The organism is Martinezella tropici (assembly GCF_003287875.1).
Lineage (GTDB): Bacteria > Pseudomonadota > Alphaproteobacteria > Rhizobiales > Rhizobiaceae > Rhizobium > Rhizobium tropici_C.
The window spans coordinates 1-307 of the sequence record NZ_QMKK01000001.1; the positions used below are offsets into that span (position 1 = coordinate 1).

The 307-nt window shown below is 58.0% G+C and carries 1 pseudogene; it reads right to left on the minus strand.

Going from position 1 to position 307, the window contains the following annotated elements:
- A pseudogene (gene purU, locus DQ393_RS00005) lies at nt 1-307 on the minus strand (formyltetrahydrofolate deformylase); the annotation flags it as partial.

Consider the following 307-nt stretch of genomic DNA (forward strand, 5'->3'; position numbering starts at 1 on the left):
TAGCGGGCCAGCACCACGAGTTCGGTGCCGGTCTGCTCGACCAGTTCCAAAAGCTGGGCTTCGGCCTGCGGCTTGTTGTCCTTCGTCACCTTGATGTGGTGGAAGGGGATATCGTGATTGACGACCACTTTCTGGTAGTCGAAATGGTTGGAGACGACGCCGACGATGTCGATCGGCAATGCACCGATCTTCCAGCGGTAGAGCAGGTCGTTCAAGCAATGGCCGAAGCGCGAGACCATGAGCAGCACCTTCATGCGCTTCTTGGCATCGTGGATCTCCGCATCCATGGCGAACTTCTCGGCGATCG